The organism is Caulobacter sp. HJHS_5 (genome assembly GCF_056683955.1).
In genome coordinates, this window is the sequence record NZ_JBWZNC010000007.1 from 67,368 (window position 1) to 85,605 (window position 18,238).

At 68.8% G+C, this 18,238-nt stretch carries 17 protein-coding genes; 9 read left to right on the forward strand and 8 right to left on the reverse strand.

The annotated features are described in order from the left end of the window. Positions 1-2 precede the first annotated feature (2 nt). From ACFLIT_RS14400 to ACFLIT_RS14425, 6 genes are all read right to left on the reverse strand, one after another. A complete protein-coding gene (locus ACFLIT_RS14400; RefSeq protein WP_479911943.1) occupies positions 3-1,133 on the reverse strand; it encodes a hypothetical protein in 1,131 nt (376 codons plus the stop codon). A 76-nt stretch (positions 1,134-1,209) separates the two neighbouring features. Then, positions 1,210-1,482, reverse strand: a complete 273-nt coding sequence (locus ACFLIT_RS14405) for an HPr family phosphocarrier protein (RefSeq protein ID WP_479911944.1) — start codon at positions 1,480-1,482, stop codon at positions 1,210-1,212. A 47-nt stretch (positions 1,483-1,529) separates the two neighbouring features. Beyond that, positions 1,530-1,934, reverse strand: coding sequence for a PTS sugar transporter subunit IIA (locus ACFLIT_RS14410; protein WP_479911945.1), 405 nt, complete (start codon positions 1,932-1,934; stop codon positions 1,530-1,532). Positions 1,935-1,947: 13 nt separating this feature from the next. Next, positions 1,948-2,442: an HPr kinase/phosphorylase gene (locus ACFLIT_RS14415; protein WP_479911946.1), complete on the reverse strand. Its 495-nt coding sequence runs from the start codon at positions 2,440-2,442 to the stop codon at positions 1,948-1,950. 8 nt (positions 2,443-2,450) lie between these two features. After that, a complete protein-coding gene (locus ACFLIT_RS14420; protein WP_479911947.1) occupies positions 2,451-4,085 on the reverse strand; it encodes an ATP-binding protein in 1,635 nt (544 codons plus the stop codon). Then, positions 4,054-4,767 (reverse strand): response regulator transcription factor, encoded by a 714-nt coding sequence (locus ACFLIT_RS14425; RefSeq protein WP_479911948.1) that lies wholly within the window; start codon positions 4,765-4,767, stop codon positions 4,054-4,056. Before ACFLIT_RS14425 ends, ACFLIT_RS14420 begins: the two co-directional genes overlap by 32 nt. A gap of 197 nt (positions 4,768-4,964) precedes the next feature. Between ACFLIT_RS14425 and ACFLIT_RS14430 the strand changes: the two genes are divergently transcribed. From ACFLIT_RS14430 to ACFLIT_RS14440, 3 genes are read left to right on the forward strand one after another with little or no spacing between them, the layout of a single operon-like run. Continuing rightward, entirely contained in the window at positions 4,965-6,680 is a 1,716-nt protein-coding gene (locus ACFLIT_RS14430) for a hypothetical protein (RefSeq protein ID WP_479911949.1), read from the forward strand. 24 nt (positions 6,681-6,704) lie between these two features. Then, positions 6,705-7,910: a TIGR03862 family flavoprotein gene (locus tag ACFLIT_RS14435; RefSeq protein WP_479911950.1), complete on the forward strand. Its 1,206-nt coding sequence runs from the start codon at positions 6,705-6,707 to the stop codon at positions 7,908-7,910. After that, the gene (locus ACFLIT_RS14440; RefSeq protein WP_479911951.1) at positions 7,910-9,043 is read left to right on the forward strand and encodes a glycosyltransferase family protein; all 1,134 of its coding nucleotides are present in this window, start codon (positions 7,910-7,912) and stop codon (positions 9,041-9,043) included. Before ACFLIT_RS14435 ends, ACFLIT_RS14440 begins: the two co-directional genes overlap by 1 nt. Here the strand turns inward: ACFLIT_RS14440 and ACFLIT_RS14445 are convergent. After that, positions 9,040-9,672, reverse strand: a complete 633-nt coding sequence (locus ACFLIT_RS14445) for a carbonic anhydrase (protein ID WP_479911952.1) — start codon at positions 9,670-9,672, stop codon at positions 9,040-9,042. The two genes, ACFLIT_RS14440 and ACFLIT_RS14445, sit on opposite strands and share 4 nt — an antisense overlap. 159 nt (positions 9,673-9,831) lie before the next feature. Here ACFLIT_RS14445 and ACFLIT_RS14450 point away from each other — a divergent pair, with 159 nt between their 5' ends. Together ACFLIT_RS14450 and ACFLIT_RS14455 are read left to right on the forward strand one after the other, a co-directional pair. Then, the gene (locus ACFLIT_RS14450; RefSeq protein ID WP_479911953.1) at positions 9,832-10,710 is read left to right on the forward strand and encodes an ABC transporter ATP-binding protein; all 879 of its coding nucleotides are present in this window, start codon (positions 9,832-9,834) and stop codon (positions 10,708-10,710) included. Positions 10,711-10,718: 8 nt separating this feature from the next. Further along, positions 10,719-14,315, forward strand: a complete 3,597-nt coding sequence (locus ACFLIT_RS14455; protein ID WP_479911954.1) for an ABC transporter permease/M1 family aminopeptidase — start codon at positions 10,719-10,721, stop codon at positions 14,313-14,315. Here ACFLIT_RS14455 and ACFLIT_RS14460 read toward each other — a convergent pair. After that, positions 14,312-16,243 (reverse strand): HWE histidine kinase domain-containing protein, encoded by a 1,932-nt coding sequence (locus tag ACFLIT_RS14460; protein ID WP_479911955.1) that lies wholly within the window; start codon positions 16,241-16,243, stop codon positions 14,312-14,314. The two genes, ACFLIT_RS14455 and ACFLIT_RS14460, sit on opposite strands and share 4 nt — an antisense overlap. Positions 16,244-16,405: 162 nt before the next feature. Between ACFLIT_RS14460 and ACFLIT_RS14465 the strand changes: the two genes are divergently transcribed. The 4 genes from ACFLIT_RS14465 (at position 16,406) to ACFLIT_RS14480 (ending at position 18,197) form a co-directional block, all read left to right on the forward strand. Continuing rightward, entirely contained in the window at positions 16,406-16,780 is a 375-nt protein-coding gene (locus ACFLIT_RS14465; protein ID WP_479911956.1) for a hypothetical protein, read from the forward strand. 29 nt (positions 16,781-16,809) lie between these two features. Then, positions 16,810-17,208 (forward strand): hypothetical protein, encoded by a 399-nt coding sequence (locus ACFLIT_RS14470; RefSeq protein WP_479911957.1) that lies wholly within the window; start codon positions 16,810-16,812, stop codon positions 17,206-17,208. Positions 17,209-17,312: 104 nt separating this feature from the next. Next, positions 17,313-17,930: a superoxide dismutase gene (locus ACFLIT_RS14475; RefSeq protein WP_479911958.1), complete on the forward strand. Its 618-nt coding sequence runs from the start codon at positions 17,313-17,315 to the stop codon at positions 17,928-17,930. A 96-nt stretch (positions 17,931-18,026) separates the two neighbouring features. Beyond that, complete coding sequence (locus ACFLIT_RS14480) at positions 18,027-18,197, forward strand: DUF1328 domain-containing protein (RefSeq protein ID WP_479911959.1); 171 nt, start codon at positions 18,027-18,029, stop codon at positions 18,195-18,197. Positions 18,198-18,238: the final 41 nt, after the last annotated feature.

Consider the following 18,238-nt stretch of genomic DNA (forward strand, 5'->3'; position numbering starts at 1 on the left):
TTTTAAGCCGCGTCGGCCGAGACCGTGCCGCCGGCGAGGCCGTTCTCGAACTCAAGGAAGATGTCCATCAACTCTTCGACATTGGCCGCCGGGCTGCGGGGGCCGAAGCGATAGTTCCAGAAGCTGACGATGTGCTGCAGGGCGCCCAGCTCCTCGCCCAGCCGGTTGAACATCCGGGGGGCGTTCAGCAGGAAGTCGCGGAAATCGGTCGGCCGGCCCTTCTTCAGGTTGGTATAGGCCTCGTCGTAGATCATCAGCGTGCGACGAACGCTTTCACAGGTCTTCATGATGTCGGATTTCAGCACGCCGCGACTGCGGATGAAGAACTCCTTGGCGGCGCTATCCATCCGGCCGATCGGCTTGACCACCTGCACTTGCTCACTGACCTTGTAGACGTCCGCCATGAGGCTTTCGAGCGACCACTTATAGTAGAGGAAGCCTTTCCAGCAGAACACGCCCTCATGGTATTGGTGCGGGGCCAGGCGCAGGGTCTCGCGCAGGGCGTCAAGCTGCGAGCCCGAGGTCTCCGACAGGATCTTCGAAGCCAGGATACGCACTGAATTCGGGTTGATCCCCACCATGTCGGCGCCGAGGCTCATGGTCACCAGCGGCGTGATCTCGGTCCGCACGAAGGTTTCCATCCGCTGCAGATCGCTGGGGCTGATCGCGAAGTAGCAGGGCGCCGGGTTGACCTGGTTTCGCCGCAGTTGTTCGCGCAGCAGGAAGGGATCCAGCGACGGCAACTTGTCGAGCAGGCGAAGCGTGGCGATATCCTGGTGATCCGGCGGCAGGGAGAAGACCTGCGTCAACACCTGTTCGAAGCCGATCTGATCGACGAAGACGTACTGGCCGCCGTACTTCAGCTCGGTGTGAGCGATGGGGAGGATGATCTTGGTGGCTAGCCGCCGGGAGCTGACGCCGAACACCTCGGTCTCGTTGCGGCGCAGCCGATGCTTGACGATGATCGCCTTGTTCAGCGAGGCGTTGGCGAACAGGGGCTTTTCCGCCCATTCCGGATCATAGAACTTCGAATTCGGATCGCCCGACTGACGCCAGATCTGCATCAGGTTCAGAATGCGAGCCGTCGACGCCGACTGAGTCAGGTTTTCAAGGCTGCGAACGGAGCGGGTCATGAAGGTCCCCCAAGACCTTCCGACCTAGCCGCGAAGCATTACCATTTACCTTATGGCTTGGACGATCGCCGCGGCCTCAGCGGTCTTCGTCGAAACGCGCCGCCACCAGGGCCGCCAGGGCTTCGACAGCGCCTTCGGCTTCCGGTCCCTTGGCCGAGATCTCAACCTGGCAGCCTGGGCCCGCCGCCAGCATCATCAGGCCCATGATCGAGCGGGCGTCCACCCGCGAGCCGTCCTTGCTGACGGTCACCTCGGCGTCGAAGCCCGAGGCCAGCTTAACGAACTTGGCGGAGGCCCGGGCATGCAGGCCGCGTTCGTTGCAGATGTCGACGGTGCGCGTCGCGCTCATCGTTTCTCCCTGGACGCGCCAAACATGGCCCGGCGGAACGCCCGCGTCTACTTCTCGCCGGCGAGGACGTAGGACGCGACGGAAATGTACTTGCGGCCGGCCTCCTGGGCGTGGGCCACGCAGGCCTGCAGACCCTCGCGGCCGCGCACGCTGGCCAGCTTGATCAGCATGGGCAGGTTGAGGCCCGCGATCACCTCGGCGTGGGTCTGCTCCATGACCGAAATCGCCAGGTTGGACGGGGTGCCGCCGAACATGTCGGTGAGCAGGATGACGCCGTCGCCGACGTTCACCTCTTCGCAGGCGTCGAGGATGTCGCGCCGGCGGCGCTCCATGTCGTCTTCCGGCCCGATGCAGATGGCCTTCACGCCGCGTTGCGGCCCGACCACGTGCTCCATCGCGAACACGAACTCCTCGGCCAGGCGACCGTGCGTCACGATCACAAGTCCGATCATCGCTGATCTTCCACTAGGTCGCCCCCATCCGTGGCGGGGGAGCGCCACGAAAGGCCGCTTGATACGCTCGTTGGGGCCCGGCTCCAAGATGATCTAGCGCGCGACGCATTTTCGCAGGCCCCGTGGGCTCCAATGGCCACATCGAAAGGCAGGGCAGCGCAACCCCGGCGCGAACGACGAACTCCGCCCGCGGCACGCGCTCCACGGCGTCGTGATCGGCGCAGCGGATCACCAGCTCCACCTGGCAGAATGGCAGGGCCGGCTCGGCGACGACGCCCAGGCCGCGCGCCTCGATGAGGCTCGCCAGGGTTCCAGGGGCGCGGCCGAAACAGCGTCCGCCCGAGGCCCAGACGATGACCCGGTCGTCGGCGACAAGGCGGAAACCCTGCTCCAGCGCGCGGAGGGCCAGATCGCTCTTTCCGGCGCCCGAGGGGCCTTCGATCAGGACGCCGCGCCAGCGGCCGTCCCCGCGCACCGCCAGCAGTCCGGCATGGAGGGGTTGGTCCATGACGCGAGTCAGGCCCGCGCCGGCGGCAGGACGACGACGAACCGGGCGCCGAGCACCGCGCCGTCGGCCGCCTGGCGGTTTTCGGCGCGGATCACGCCGTTGTGCGCTTCGATGATCTGGCGGGCGATGGAGAGGCCGAGGCCCGAGTTGCCGCCGAAGGCGCTGCCCTTCGGCCGCGAGGTGTAGAAGCGCTCGAACACCGTCTCGAGATTTTCCGGCGGGATGCCGGGCCCGTCGTCCTCGACAGAGACCACCACCCGCCCGCGCTCGCGCTTGAGGCTGATGCGGACCTCTCCGCCGGGGGCGCTGAACGAGCGCGCGTTGTCGATCAGGTTGCGGAACACCTGGCTGAGCGGCGTCTCACGGCCGATCACCAGCGGCGGTTCAAGGGCGTCGAAGTCGTGGAAGCGCACATGCACGTTCTTCGAGGTCGCGTCGGTTCCGACCTGGGCCTCGTAGAGCGACGCCACGTCGCTGAGCAGACGGTGCAGATTGAGCGGGTGCGGCGCGTCGCGCGACAACTCGGCGTCGAGGCGCGAGGCGTTGGAAATGTCGGTGACCAGGCGGTCCATGCGGCCGACGTCCTGCGTGAGGATATCGAGCAGCCGGCGGCGGGCCTTTTCGTCCTTGACCAGGTCCAGCGTCTCCACCGCCGATCGGATGGAGGTCAACGGGTTCTTGATCTCGTGCGCCACATCGGCGGCGAAGCGCTCGATCGCGTCGATCCGTTCGGACTGGGTGAGGGTCATGTCCTGAAGGGCGCGGGTCAGGTCGCCGATCTCGTCGTCGCGGCGGGCGACGTCCGGCAGGACGATGGCGCGCTCGCCGTGCAGGCGCACGCGGTCGGCGGCCCGGGCCAGTTGCGTCACCGGCCGGGCGATAAGCTGATGCAGCAGGAGGGAGGACAGCGAGGTCACCCCGATGGCGATCAGGATGAACGGCAGCAGCGCGGCCCGCTCCTTGGCGACGATTTCGTCGACATCGCCGGCCTCCAGGGTCAGCACCCCCAGCACCGCTTGAACATGCTGGATCGGCATGGAGACCGAAACCACCCGATCGCCGTTCTCGGCGATGCGCACGCCCGAGACGGCCTCGCCGCGCATGGCCTTGTCGATCTCGGTTCGCAGGGCCGTCCGCGCCTTTTCCACCGCCCGCGGCTTGGCGTCGGCGTCCTGCAGGGTGAGGGCGAAGCGCTCGCCCTGCCGGCGCGCGGGGGGCAGCACCTTCCACTCCACGCGGTCGGCGACGATGTAGCTGTCCGCCAGCAGATTGCCCTCGGCGTCGAACAGGCGCGCCCGCTGCGAGCGGGGAATGAAGAGGAGCTGCAGGAAGTCGCTGGCCTCGGCGGCCTTCAAGGCCGGCAGGGGCTCGCCCACGGTCGCGGTCTGGTCCAGCACCTTGACGATGAACTCGCCCTGGGTGGTCAAACTGTCGATCCGCGCTTCGATCAGGCCCTGCCGGAGCTGGTTCAGCACCAGGGCGCCGACGATCAGGATCGCCAGGCCGAGCAGGTTCAGGAAGAAAATGGCGCGACCCAGCTTGGAGCCCGGCGCCAGCCGGAATCCTCGCAGCGACAGACCCTTCACGCCGCGACGCGGCCGGGCGTTCGGATCAGGATTCGCGATAGCGGTAGCCGACGCCATAGAGGGTTTCGATCGCGTCGAACTCGGGGTCGACCTGCCGGAACTTCTTGCGCATGCGCTTGACGTGGCTGTCGATGGTGCGGTCGTCGACGTAGACCTGATCGTCGTAGGCGGCGTCCATCAGGTTGTCGCGGCTTTTCACGAAGCCGGGCCGCTGGGCCAGCGACTGCAGCAGTAGGAACTCGGTGACGGTGAGACGCACCGGCTTGTTGTCCCAGAGGCAGTCGTGCCGCGCCGGGTCGAGGGTCAGGCGGCCGCGCTTGATGGCCTTGGCGGCCGGGTCCGCGCCGGCCAGGGGCGCGCCCGGCTCCTCGCCGACGACGCCCGCGCGCCGCAGCACCGCCTTCACCCGCTCGATCAGCAGGCGCTGGCTGAACGGCTTGTGCATGTAGTCGTCGGCCCCGAGGTTGAAGCCGAGGATTTCATCGATCTCCTCGTCCTTCGAGGTCAGGATGATGACCGGCACTTCCGAGGTCTGGCGCAGGCGTCGCAGCACCTCCATGCCGTCCATGCGCGGCATCTTCACGTCGAGAATGGCGAGGTCGGGCGGATTGGCCTCCAGCGCCGCGAGGCCGGAGGCGCCGTCGTAGTAGGCCTTGACTTGGTGGCCGTGGCTTTCGAGGGCCAGGGACACGGAAGTGACGATGTTCTCGTCGTCGTCGACCAGGGTGATGTCAGCCATGGGCTTTGTTGCTTAAGCTCCGAGGGATCGACCAAAAGTAGGCGCGGTCGAAGCAAGCTTCAACGCGCAGTTCGCCTCCTTGGACCCCTCATATGGCGAGGAAATGGCGGCGCGGGGCGCGCAGGTCTTCAATGCCGCCTTAAGGGCTTGTCCGCTAGGGGTGGCGACAAGACCCTAAGCCCCCTTTGAAGAGCCGAATGAGCGACCCGGTCCACTACGAAGTCTTCATCCGCCGCGGCAAGGGCGCGCCTTGGGTTCTCGACATGGCGACAGAGGACCGCAGTCGGGCCGTGAGCGTCGCCGAGGAGCTGTTGGAGGAGCAGGGCGTCGCCGCCGTCCGCGTGACCAAGGAGACGATGGATGTCGCCTCCGGCGAGTTCAAAAGCATCACCATCCTGAACAAGGGCGACAAGAGCGAAGGCAAGACGCGCCGCGCGCCTGAAAATCTCGAGCCGCTCTGCGTCTCGCCGCAGGACCTCTACACCGCCCACGCCCGCGACCGGATCGCGCGCCTGCTCGACACCTGGCTCGCCCGCCACAAGGTGACGCCTTTCGAACTGCTGCACCGCGCCGACCTCCTGGAACTGCTCGACGCTTCGGGCACCGACCTGCAGCACGCGATCCAGAAGGTCGCCGTGCCGGAGGCCCAGGCCCGCGGCGTCTCGACCCATGACATCATGCGCACCTTCCAGAGCCTCAGCGAGCGCGGCATCGCGCGGGTGATGAAGGACGAGAAGCGCGGCGCCTTCCCGGACATAGAGAAGGAAGGGTTCGCCGCCGCCGCCGTCCGCGTGGTCGGCGACGCGGAGCGCGCCTATCTGCTCGGCGGCGCCGTCGCCAAGCATATCGCCGAGGCCCGTGACTGGGGCGACAAGGTCAACCGCCTGCTCGACCTGGCCGACCAGGCGCCAGAGGGCCCGCCTTCGGCGCGGGGCGCGGCCCTGTTCGCGATCGAGGGGCCGCTGGCGGAAATCCTCGGCTCTCGCGCCGGCATGGGCGAGGTGCTGGGCGCGGCGATGGATCTCGGCCATTCGCTCGCGGCGATGACCCGTCTGGCGGGCGCCGAACAGGTCGAGGCCCTGCTGACCTTCGATCCCGGCTTGGCCCGCTGCATTCCCGAGCTGCCGGGGCCGGCCGCGCGCCTGGCCAACTGGCTGGACGGGCCGCACTTCGAGCAGGCGCGCGCCGCCATCGCCAAGCGGGTGCTGCGTGAGCTGCATGGACCGCGCCGACTGAACCCGACCGACGCCGACAATGAGATTGAGCTGCTGCGCGCCCTGGCCATGGCCCTGACCGCGGCGGCCGGCCGGATGCTGACCCCGCAGGAAATCCAGGACGCCTTCACGGCGCGCTCGGGAATGCTTGTGGCCGGCGATTTCGTGCTGGCCCTGCTGGGCGAGGGCAAGGCCGCCGCCGACGAAGCCGCCACCCTGATCCGCCTCTGCGAAAACGTGACTGGAGCGGCCAACAAACGGGCCGCCTCGCGCTATCTGGCCGCCCACGTCCAGGCGCTGCGTTTCGAGAAGGAGCTGCGCTTCGGTCCCGAGACGCCGGCGCAGAAGCTGGCCATCCTCGCCCGCCTGCAGCGTGACGTCGGCCGCGCGCGCCTGGTGGACGAAGACGCCAAGCCGATTCAGGCCCGTCTCGGCGAGGTCGGCGGCATGATCGAGAGCGAGAGCAAGCTGGTGTCGCTGCTGGTCAAGGCTCCCGCCCCGGCCGTGCACCGGCTGAGCCTGCTGCTCAAGCTGGCCACCGGCGAATCGGCGCCGTTCGGCCCCGCCGCCGAGCGCGCCCGTGTGGAGGCCATGCGCCTTCTTCGCGCGCCGGAGCTGCGGGAAGAAGTCGCCCGTTCGCCGGAGAAGGCCGTCGAGGTGCGGGAACTGCTGGCCAGCGCCGCCCTGATGGCCGCCTGACCGCCGCGACGCTATAGCGGCCGCGTGCTTCGCTCCGAACCCTTCGACGTCGCCGTGGTCGGCGGCGGCCCGGCCGGCCTGATCGCCGCCGAGACGCTCAGCGCCCGCGGCGCGCGGGTGACGGTCTATGAACGGATGCCGAGCCTCGGCCGCAAGCTGCTGATGGCGGGGCGCGGCGGGCTGAACCTCACCCATTCCGAGCCGCTCGACCGGTTCATGGCGCGCTACGGCGCGGCCGTGCGCATCCCGCCGCTGATCGCGGCCTTTCCACCGAGCGCCCTGGTCGAATGGGCCGAAGGGCTGGGCCATCCCACCTTCGTCGGCACCAGCGGCCGGGTGTTCCCCAGGGCGATGAAAGCCTCGCCGCTGCTGCGGGCGTGGCTGCGGCGTCTCGAGGCGCGGGGCGTCGTTTTCCGCACCCGATCCAGGTGGCGGGGCTGGGACGCATCGGGCGCCCTCAGGTTCGACGGCCTGTCGCCGGTGCGACCCGATGCGACGATCCTGGCGCTGGGCGGCGCCAGCTGGCCGAAACTGGGATCGGATGGGGGCTGGGCGCCGATCCTGGCCGAACGCGGGGTCGAATTGACGCCGTTCAGGCCCGCCAATGTCGGTTTCCAGGTCGCATGGTCGCCGTTGTTCGCCGAACGCTTCGCCGGCGCGCCGCTGAAGCCCCTGGCGCTCAGCTTCGAAAGCAGGACGATACGGGGCGAGGCCGTGGTCAGCGCCTACGGCCTGGAGGGCGGCGCGATCTACGCCCTGGGCGCGGCCCTGCGCGACGCCATCGCGCGCGACGGCCGGGCCGTGCTGAGGCTCGACTTAGCGCCGGACCTGAGCCTCGACAAGCTCGCCGTCCGCCTCGCCCGCTCGCGCGGCGGCCAGTCGACCTCGACCTTCCTGCGCAAGGCTGGCGGCCTGTCGCCGGTCGCCATCGGCCTGCTGCGGGAGGCGTTCGGCGGCGTCCTGCCGGAGGATCTGGTCGGCGCCATCAAGGCCGCGCCGGTCACGCTGACGGCGCCGCGGGGGCTGGAGCGGGCGATCTCCACCGCCGGAGGCGTGGCCTGGTCGGCGGTGGACGAGCAGATGATGCTGAAGGCGGTCCCAAACGTCTTCGTGGCCGGCGAGATGCTGGATTGGGAGGCGCCGACCGGCGGCTACCTGCTGCAGGCCTGCTTCGCTTCGGGCGTGGCGGCGGCGGAGGGCTGCGCGGCCCGGCTGGCGGGAGAGCGGTGATGCGAATTCTCGTCCTGCGCGCGGCGTCTCAGAACAATGTGCTGTCGCGCATGGCCGAGCAGCTGTTCGCCGGCCTCGACCGGCCGGACGTCGAGCGCGATCTCCTCACCCTCGGGGCGCTCGACCGCGCCGCGTGCCTGGCGGCGCTGGAGGCGCGGCTGACCGCGTTCCGCCCCGATCACGTGGTTTCATTCGCCGGCTTCACGGCCGACTTCGCCGCCGAACTCTACGACCGCTTCGGCTGCGGCCTGGTGGGCTGGGATGTCGACCATCCCGCCTATCAGTACGACCGCTTCGTCGCCGGTCCGGCCAAACTGCTGCAGGTCTGCGCCTCGGCTTCGCATGTCGCCTTCCGTCAACGGATCGGCTTCCGCGGCGCCTCGGCCGTGACCCTGCCCGGCGTCGCCGCCGTGGCGACCGATCCGCTTCCCCTCGCGGCGCGGTCCATCGGCGTCTCGCTGGCGATGAGCTGGATCGGCGAGCCGGAGGTCTGGTGGGCGCGGTTCAAGGGCAAGCCGGTGCACGACCTCATCGAGGGCATGGTCGAGCGGGCGCTTGCCGATGACGAGGCCGATCTGCTGCGGGCCTTCGACGCCGTGACCCGCGACCGGGGTTTGAACCTGCCCATCGACCGCAACGTCGCCAGCATCTTCGCCAATGTGGGGCTGTTCGTGCGTCGCTATGACCGGTTGCGGCTGGCCCAGGCGCTGGCCGCCTCGGGCTTGCCCTGCGTGCTGCATGGCGAGGGGTGGGAAGGGCGGCTCGGGACGAGCGGCGGCCTGATCTTCGCCCCCGGCATCGACTTCGCCGACTGCCTCGCCGCCTACGGCCGGGCTCGGGTGGTGCTCAACCTGAACGCCGCCAACGGCGGCAGCGAGCGGGCGGTCACCGCCATGGCGGCCGGGGCGGCGGTGGTCTCCGACTTCAGCCCCCTTCTGGCCGCCAAATTCGGCGGAGGTCGGGGGATCGCCTTCTTCCGCCGGGCCGATCCGTCGTCGATCGTGGAGACCCTGGCGTCGCTCGAAGATCCGGCGACCGCCCAGGCCGTGGCCGACGCCGGCCGGAGCCGCGTGGCGGAGGCGCACACGTGGCGGTCCAAGGCCGAAGCCTTGGTCGGCGCGCTCCGCGCCTAAGCGCCCCGCGCCGTCAGCGCGGCATAGCCTTCCGGCCCGTGGATGGTGACGCCGAGGTCGGTGATCTTGCCGTCGTGCAGGGAGTAGACCCAGCCGTGGACGCTGAGCTGCTGACCGCGCGCCCAGGCGTCCTGCACGAAGATGTCGCCGGCGACATTGCGCACCTGCCGCTCGACGTTCAGCTCGCAGAGGCGGTCGGTGCGCGGCCGTCCGGCGGGCAGGGCCTCCAGTTCGGCGCGGTGAATCTCATAGACCTCGCGGATCGGGTGCAGCCAGTGGTCGACCAGACCGCGCCGCACGCCGTCGACGGAGGCGGAGACGCCGCCGCAACCGTAGTGGCCCACGACCATGACGTGCTTCACCTTCAGCACGTCCACCGCGAACTGCAGCACGGAGAGGTAGTTGGCGTCCTGCGGCGGGGCGAGGTTGGCGACGTTGCGGTGAACGAACAACTCGCCCGGGTCGAGGCCGACGATCTCGTTGGCTGGCACGCGGCTGTCCGAGCAGCCGATCCACAGGTATTCCGGCGACTGCTGCCGCTCGAGGCGGGTGAAGAAATCCGGATCGACGGAGGTCTTGGCCTTCGACCAGGCGGCGTTTTTGGCCTTGAGGTCCTCAAGGGTGGGCATTTGCGAAGCATCCCCTGTAGCTTGCGTGGGGTTCACTAGCCCAATCCACGGGCGGACGAAATCGCGGATGACCGTTGTTTCACTTGCCGCGCTTGCGCGGCGCCTGCCATTGAAGATGGCCGTATTGGGGCGGTCGCGGCGAGGACCTGTCCGGAACCCATGCTGATCATCGAGAACCTGACCCACGTCTACGCCAACGGCGTGCGCGCCCTGGACGAGGTGAGCCTCAAGATTCCGCCGGGGATGTACGGCCTGCTGGGGCCGAACGGGGCGGGCAAGTCGACGCTGATGCGGACGATCGCCACGCTCCAGGCCCCGACCGGCGGCCACATCCGCTTCGACGACATCGACGTGCTGAAGACGCCGGATCTGCTGCGCCGGACGCTCGGCTACCTGCCGCAGGACTTCGGTGTCTATCCGCGGGTCTCCGCCTACGACATGCTCGACCACATGGCCGTGCTGAAGGGCGTGACCGACGCCAAGGACCGCAAGGCGGTGGTCGAGGGCCTGCTGGCTCAGGTCAATCTCTGGAGTGTGCGCAAAAAGGCCCTGGCCGGCTTCTCGGGCGGCATGCGCCAGCGCTTCGGCATCGCCCAGGCCCTGATCGGCGATCCGCGCCTGATCATCGTCGACGAGCCGACCGCCGGGCTCGATCCCGAGGAGCGCAACCGCTTCCTCAACCTGCTGGCCGAGATCGGCGAGAACGTGGTGGTGATCCTTTCGACCCACATCGTCGAGGATGTCTCCGACCTATGCCCGGCCATGGCGATCATCTGCGAGGGCCGCATCGTGCGCGAGGGGGCGCCGCTCGATCTCGTCCAGGGCCTCAAGGGGCGCATCTGGATGAAGACCATCGATAAGGCCGAGCTGGAGGCCGTGAAGACCGAGCGCCAGGTGATCTCCACCCGCCTGTTCGCCGGGCGCACGGTGATCCATGTGCTGGCCGACAGCGATCCGGGCGAGGGTTTCGCGCCCGTCGCCGGCGGGCTGGAGGACGTCTACTTCTCCACCCTCGCCACCTGCCGACGGGCGGCCTGAGTCCGGCGATGTTCGGCAAGGTCGCCGCCTTCGAACTGCGCTACCAGCTCCGCTCCCCGGTGTTCTGGGTGGTGGCCGGCGTCTTCTTCCTGCTGACCTTCGGCTCGGTGGCGTCCGATCAGGTCTCGATCGGCGGCGGCGGAGGGGCGATTCATAAGAACGCCGCCTTCAACATCCTGCAGACGCACCTGATCTTCGGCGTGCTGTACATGTTCGTGACCACGGCCTTCGTGGCCAATGTGGTGGTGCGCGACGACGACACCGGCTTCGCCCCCCTGATCCGCGCCACGCGCATCGGCAAGATCGACTACCTCTACGGCCGCTTCCTCGGCGCCTTCGCCGCCGCCGCCATCTCGTTCCTGGCGGTGCCGCTGGCGATGATGGTCGGCGCGATGGCGCCCTGGCTCGATCCCGAGCGCGTCGGAGCCTTCGCGCCGGCGCACTACCTCTACGCCTATGTGGTGATCGCCCTGCCGGCGCTGCTGGTCACGGCCAGCCTGTTCTTCCTGCTGGCCACGGTCACCCGTTCGATGATGCTGACCTATGTCGGCGTGATCGCCTTCATGGTGCTGTGGATCGTCGCCAGCATCGTCTCGGCCAAGCCCGAGCTGGAGAAGATCGCCGCCTACCTCGAACCGTTCGGCAGCGGCGCGCTCGACCTGGCCATGCGCTACTGGACCGCGACGGAGCGCAACAACGCCCTGCCGCCGTTGACGGGCGCTCTCCTGTGGAACCGCCTCCTGGCGCTGGGCCTCTCGGCCGCCTTCCTCGCCGCCGCCGGGTTCACGTTCCGCTTCAGCGCCGCCGCCCAATCGGGCAAGGCGCGGCGCAAGGCCAAGGCGATGGCCGCCGCGCCGATCGAGGTCGGGCCGCCGGCCACCGCCAACCCGCACGCCGCCGCGCCGCGCTTCGATCGCCGGGCGGCCGTCGCCCAGTTCGTCGCCCGCACCCGCCTCGACATGGCGCAGGTGTTCCTGAGCCCGGCCTATATCGTGCTGCTCGGCCTGGGGTTCGCCAACGCCATGGCCAGCCTGTGGTCGCAGGTCGACATGGGGCTCTACGGGGGCGCGCTGCACCCGGTCACCCGGTCGCTGATCCCGATCCTGGAAGGCAGCTTCAGCCTGATCCCGATCGTCATCGCCATCTACTACAGCGGCGAGCTCGTTTGGCGCGAACGCGAGCGGCGCACGCACGAGATCGTCGACGCCGCGCCCGTGCCCGACTGGGCTTTCGTCGCGCCGAAGGTGATGGCCATCGCCCTGGTGCTGTTGTCGACCCTGGCGATCAGCGTGCTGGCCGCCGTCGCCATTCAGATCGGTCATGGCCATTTCCAGCTGGAGCTCGGCAAATACCTCGGCTGGTACATCCTGCCGCTCGGATATGACTGGGTGCTGCTGGCCGTGCTGTCGGTGTTCGCCCAGACGATCTCGCCCCACAAGTTCATCGGCTGGGGCCTGATGGTCCTTTACCTGGTGGCGACGCTCACGCTCGGGAACCTGGGTTTCGAGCACCACCTGTACCTGTTCGGCACGGGGCCGCAGGTCCCGCTGTCCGACCTCAACGGACAGGGCCGGTTCTGGATCGGCGCCTGGTGGTTCCGCCTCTACTGGGGCGCGTTCGCGGTGATGCTCGCCGTTCTGTCGCACCTGCTTTGGCGGCGCGGCGCCGAGACCCGGCTGCGACCGCGCCTGCGGCGCGCGCCCTATCGACTGCTCGGCGCGCCGGGTCTGATCCTCGGCGGCGCGGCGGCGGTGTTCGTCGCCTCGGGCGTGTTCATCTTCATCAACACCAACGTCTGGAACGACTACCGCTCCAAGATCGATGACGAAAAGTGGTTGGCCGCCTACGAGCGCGCGCTGCTGCCGTTCGAGAAGACGCCGCAGCCCAAGATCGTGTCGGTGAAACTGGACGTCGACATCCGGCCGAAAGCGCCGTCGCTGGAGACCCACGGCCTCTATCTGATCGAAAACCGCACCGGCGAGCCGCTGCGCGAGGTGCATCTGCGCTTCGACCGCGATCTCGACGTCGAGGCGCTGCAGGTGCAGGGCGCCTGGCCCAAGCAGAGCTTCGAGCGCTTCAACTATCGCATCTTCGCCTTCGACGCCCCGATGCGCCCGGGCGAGCGGCGCACCATCGCCTTCACCACCGTGCGCGCCCAGAAGGGCTTCAGGAATAGCGGCGCCGACACCCGCGTCGTCGGCAACGGGACCTTCGTCAACGACACCGAGATCGCCCCCGGCCTGGGCATGAGCCGCGACGGCCTGCTGAAGGATCGCGCCAAGCGCCGCAAGTACGGCCTGCCGCCGGATCTGCGGCCGGCCAAGCTGGGCGACCCGGCCGCCGTCCAATGGAACTACCTGCGCCACGACAGCGATTTCGTGACCGCCGACATCACCGTTTCCACCGACGCCGACCAGACGCCGATCGCCCCGGGCAACCGGGTGTCGGACCGCACCGAGGGCGGGCGGCGCACGGCGCGCTTCGTCACCGAGGCGCCGATCATCTACTTCTTCTCGATCCAGTCGGCCCGCTACGCCGAGCGGAAGGAACGCTACAAGGCCGTCGACCTGACGGTGTTCCATCATCCCGCGCACGGCTGGAACGTGGAGCGCATGGTCGCCGCCATGAAGGCGTCGCTCGACTATTTCCAGACCGAGTTCAGCCCCTTCCAGTTCCGCTCGCTGCGGTTCCTGGAATTCCCGGGCTACGCCAACTTCGCCCAGTCGTTCGCCGGCACGATCCCCTGGTCGGAAAACCTCGGCTTCGTCGCCGATTTCCGCGATCCGGAGAAGATCGACTATGTGACCTACGTCGGCGCCCACGAGGTCGCGCACCAGTGGTGGGCGCACCAGATGGTCGGCGCCGACGAGCAGGGGGCGACCGCGCTCAGCGAGACCCTGGCGCAGTATTCCGCCCTGATGGTCATGCGGCGGCTGCATGGCGAGCCGATGATCCGCAAGTTCCTCAAGTACGAACTCGACAACTATCTGCGCGCTCGGGGCGGGGACGTGGTCGAGGAACTGCCGCTCGTCCGGGTCGAGAACCAGCCCTACATCCATTACCAGAAGGGCTCGCTGGTCATGTACCGGCTGGCCGACCAGATCGGCGAGGCGGCGGTGAACCGCGCCCTGCGCCGGATGCTGGCCCAGTACGCTTTCAAAGGCGCGCCCTATCCCACGGCGGCCGATCTGGTGGCGGCCCTGCGCGCCGAGGCGCCGGCCGACAAGCAGGCCCTGATCACCGACCTGTTCGAGAAGATCACCCTTTATGACGTGAAGGCGCGTCAGCCGAAGGTGACGAAGCGCGCCGACGGCCGCTACGACGTCAGCTTCCAGATCGAGGCGAAGAAGGTCTACGCCGGCGGCAAGGGCGAGGAGACCGCGGCCGCGCTGGACGAAGTGATCGAGATCGGCGCCTTCACGGCCGAGCCGGGCAAGAAGGGCTTCGACGCCTCGAAGGTGCTCGCGGTCGAGCCGCGCACCCTGCGCACCGGGGGGCAGACCGTGACCCTGGTCACCGCCGCCCCGCCGGTGTTCGTCGGGGTCGATCCGTACAACACCCTCATCGACCGCAACGGCGACGACAATCTGGTGAAGGTGAACTAGGCCGCCCGGCCCGTGACCTCGGCCAGGGCCTGGGCGATCTGGCGGACGTTGTAGGGCTTGCGGACGATCGGCACGTCGAAGCCCATCGGGGCGGCCTTATCGGCATAGCCGGTGGCGAAGACGAACGGCGTGCCCCGCGCCGCCAGGGCGGCGGCCACCGGGGTCACCGCCTCGCCGTTGAGATTGGCGTCGAGCACGGCGGCGTCGAAGGTCTTGCTCAGCATGCCCATGGCGTCGTCGACCTCGGCGGCGCAGCCGACTACCTCGGCGCCGGCGTCGATCAGCCCTTGTTCGAGCTCCAGCGACAGCAGCAGCGAGTCTTCCACGATCAGAACGCGCAGGCCCGCGACGCCACGTCCGGCGACCTCGGGACCGGGCGCGGGCGCGGGCTCCGAAGCCGTTTCGACCGGCGCGGGGGCGGGGATTTCGGCGAGGGCGGCGGGCGCGGCCTGGAACTCGGCGTGCAAGCCGCTGCGGCGGTAGTCGAGGCGCGCCGGGCCGCCGAGGTCGCGCGGGGTGACGTCCTCCAGAAGGGTGAGGCCAAAGCCGCGGCGGGCGGGGCGCACGGCGCCGGGACCGCCGGTCTCCAGCCATTCGAGGGCGAAGCCGCCGGCCGGGGTCCGCCGCCAGATCACCTCCACCCGGCCCTGGTCCATCGACAAGGCGCCGAACTTCAGGGCGTTGGCCGCCAGTTCGTTGAGGGCCAGCGACAGGGCGTTGGCCGCGCGCGGGGTGAGCAGCAGATCCGGGCCCTCCCAGCGGGTCTGGCCGGCGGCCAGGCCGCCCATGGCGGCGGCCACCACATCGCCCATGGCCGCGCCGGCCCAGCGGGTGGCCGCCAGCAGTTCGTGGGCCGAGGCCATGGCGCGCAGACGCCCGCCGAACAGTTTCAGGAAGGCGTCGAGCGAGGTCGTCCGGCGGGCGGTCTGGTTGACCAGAGACTGCACCGAGGCCAGCAGATTGCGCACCCGGTGGTCCATCTGGGCCAGCAGGGTCTCGCGGGCGTCCTCGGCCTGCTTACGGTCGGTGACATCCTGCTGAACACCCACGAGGCGCGGCGGCTCGCCGCGCTCGCCCTGCATGAAGGCGCCACAGGCGGAGAGCCAGCGTTCGCGTCCGTCGTCGGGCCGAATCCAGCGATAGACCACGTCGAGGGCGCCGCGATCGCGGATGGCGGATTCGAACGCCTGGCGAAGCGCGGCGCGATCGTCCTCATGAACGTGGGGGTCGAAGGCGCCGGCGTTGACCCCCTCCACCCGACCGGCCGGCAATCCGAGCAGGCCGGCCAGCCGTTCGCTGACCAGCATCACGTCGGAGCCGATCTCCCACTCGAACTCCGCCAGGCCGCCGGCGCCGAGCGCCAGTTCGAGACGCTGGTGGTCGCGCAGGCGCTCGGCCTCCGCGGCTGCATTGTCGATCACCTGGCGGGCGGCGTCGGCTTCCCGTTCCAGCTCCTCCATGGCGATTTCGGCGAGGTCCTGCAGGGCGCTCAACTCGGTCGCGCCGACGCCGGGATGCGGCTTGCCGTCGGCGAGAGCGAGCAGGCCGACGACATCGCCTTCGCGCGTGCGCAGGGGCGCGCAGGCATAGAAGCGCACCCAGTCGGCGGCCTCGCGCCAGGGCGCGAAGACGGGGTCGGTCTGAATGTCGGCGCTGACCCGGGCCTCGCCCATCCGGACCATGCCGTCCGCCAGCGCGCCAGCGCGGGGATAGGTCGCGTCGGGCACCCCGACCTGACCGCGAATGTGGATGGCTTCGCCCTGCACCAGCAGAACGGCGGCGTGCGTCGCCCCCAAGGCGAGGGCGGCGGTGCGGGCGATACGGTCGAAACGCGGGTCCGGGCCGTAGCCGCGAGCCCGCAGGCGCCGGACGGCCTGCAGCCGGCGGAGCTCGCGACGTCGTTCCTCGGGGGCGGCGATATCGACCATCGGTCTCGACAATAGCTCTTGAAACACCTTGAGGCGAACGCCAGCTTATAGTGAAGCTTAAAAGCTGAAGCTGGACTGGAACAATGCGCTGGACCTCGCGTTGACCCCGTGCCGCCTTAGCGCTTGTCCGCAAGCGCCGTTCACCCTTGGAGGACTCTCCCGATGACTTCCGTTCCCCCTTCCGCCGTCGACGAAGCCAAGCGGTCGAAGTCCGCCGCCAAGAGCGCCGTCAATCACGCCGCGCGCAGCTTCGACGACGCCGCCGCCGGCGCCCGCGCCGAGCTCGAAGACGGTTACGATCACGCCAAGTCGAGCTTCCTCGACGCCGTGAAGCGTATCGAGACCGCCCTGGCCGACGGGTTTGAAACCCTGCGCGCCCAGAGCCGCACCTACACCGACACGGCCAGCCAGGCCTATGACGACGCGTCGAAATACGTCGTCGACCGGGTCAAGGAAAAGCCGGTGACGGCCACGCTCGCCGGCCTCGGCGTGGGCGTGCTGATCGGCTATCTGCTGTCCAGCAGCACCAAGCGCTGATCCTCAGCGGGGGCTGACAGAAGTTGATCGTGGAAAAGACCCTTGCGGCGCTGGCGGCCGCGGCCGCCATCGCGGCGGCGGCGGCGGTCAGCGTCGTCGCCGCGTCATTCGCCTTGTACGCCGTGTTGGCTCCGCGCTTCGGTGCAGCCGGCGCGGCGGCCATTCTGGCGGCCGTGGCCGCGTTTCTCGCGCTGATCGGCGGGCTGCTCGCCGCGCGCAAGGCCGAGGGCAAGCGTCACGACCACGGCCAGGAGGCGCACGATGTCGGCCTGATGGGCAAGGTGGTGGAGCTGGCCAAGGAAAAGCCCATGCTGGCTGCCGGCGTCGCCGTGGCGGCGGGGCTTTTCGCCCTTCGCAATCCGGCGGTGCTGACCGCCGTGATCAGCGCCTTCGTGGCCGGTGGAAACACCGCGCCCCCCAAACGCTGAGCACTGCGGCCGAGTGGATACTTGAGAACCGCTCTCAAGTTACATTCGTCTCCTAGACTGGTCTATGAGGGAGCTCGCAAGACGTCCCTCAAGGAGTACTTCCCATGTTTATCCTCCCTGACCTGCCCTATTCCAAGGAAGCGCTTGAGCCGACGATGTCGGCGGAGACCCTGACCTTCCACCACGACAAACACCACAACGCCTATGTGACGGTGATGAACCAGCTACTCGAAGGGCAATCGCCCGAGAGCCTGGAAGCGGTGATCAAGTCGGCCGGTCCGGGCAAGCTGTTCAACCAGGCTGCCCAGTCGTGGAACCACGACTTCTTCTGGAACTCGATGAGCCCTGGAAAGACGGCCCCGACCGGCGAGCTGGCCGCGGCCATTGAGGCGGCCTTCGGCAGCCTCGCCGAGCTGAAGACCAAGTTCGTCGCCGAAGGCGTCGGTCACTTCGCCTCGGGCTGGGCCTGGCTGGTCGTCGAAGGCGGCGCGCTGAAGGTGATCTCGACCCATGACGCCGGTACGACGGTGAATCAGGACGGCGTCACCCCGCTGCTGGTCTGCGACGTGTGGGAACACGCCTACTACATCGACAAGCGCAACGATCGGAAAGGCTTCCTCGAAGCCTGGTTCGACAACCTCGCCAACTGGGACTTCGCCGCCAAGCAACTGGCCGCGTCGAAGGGGCAGGGCGAAGCCTACAGCTATCCCAAGCCGCGGTAACAACCGCTGGCGAGGCCAGGTTAAGGCGGAACTCACCCTGCTGCAGACCGTTGATCGAGCAAGCCCTTTGGGGGGCTGAACTCGGGAGAACGTCAAATGCTCAGGTGGGCTATCACCTTCCTCGTCGTGGCGCTCGTCGCCGCCCTGCTCGGCTTCACATCGATCGCCGGCGGCGCGATGGAGATCGCCAAGCTGCTGTTCTACGTCTTCGTGGTGCTGTTCCTGGTGAGCCTGGTCATGCACCTCGTTCGGGGGCGAACGCCTTAGCGTCGCGAAGCCGAACTGAAGACCAAGTCCCCGCCCCTTCC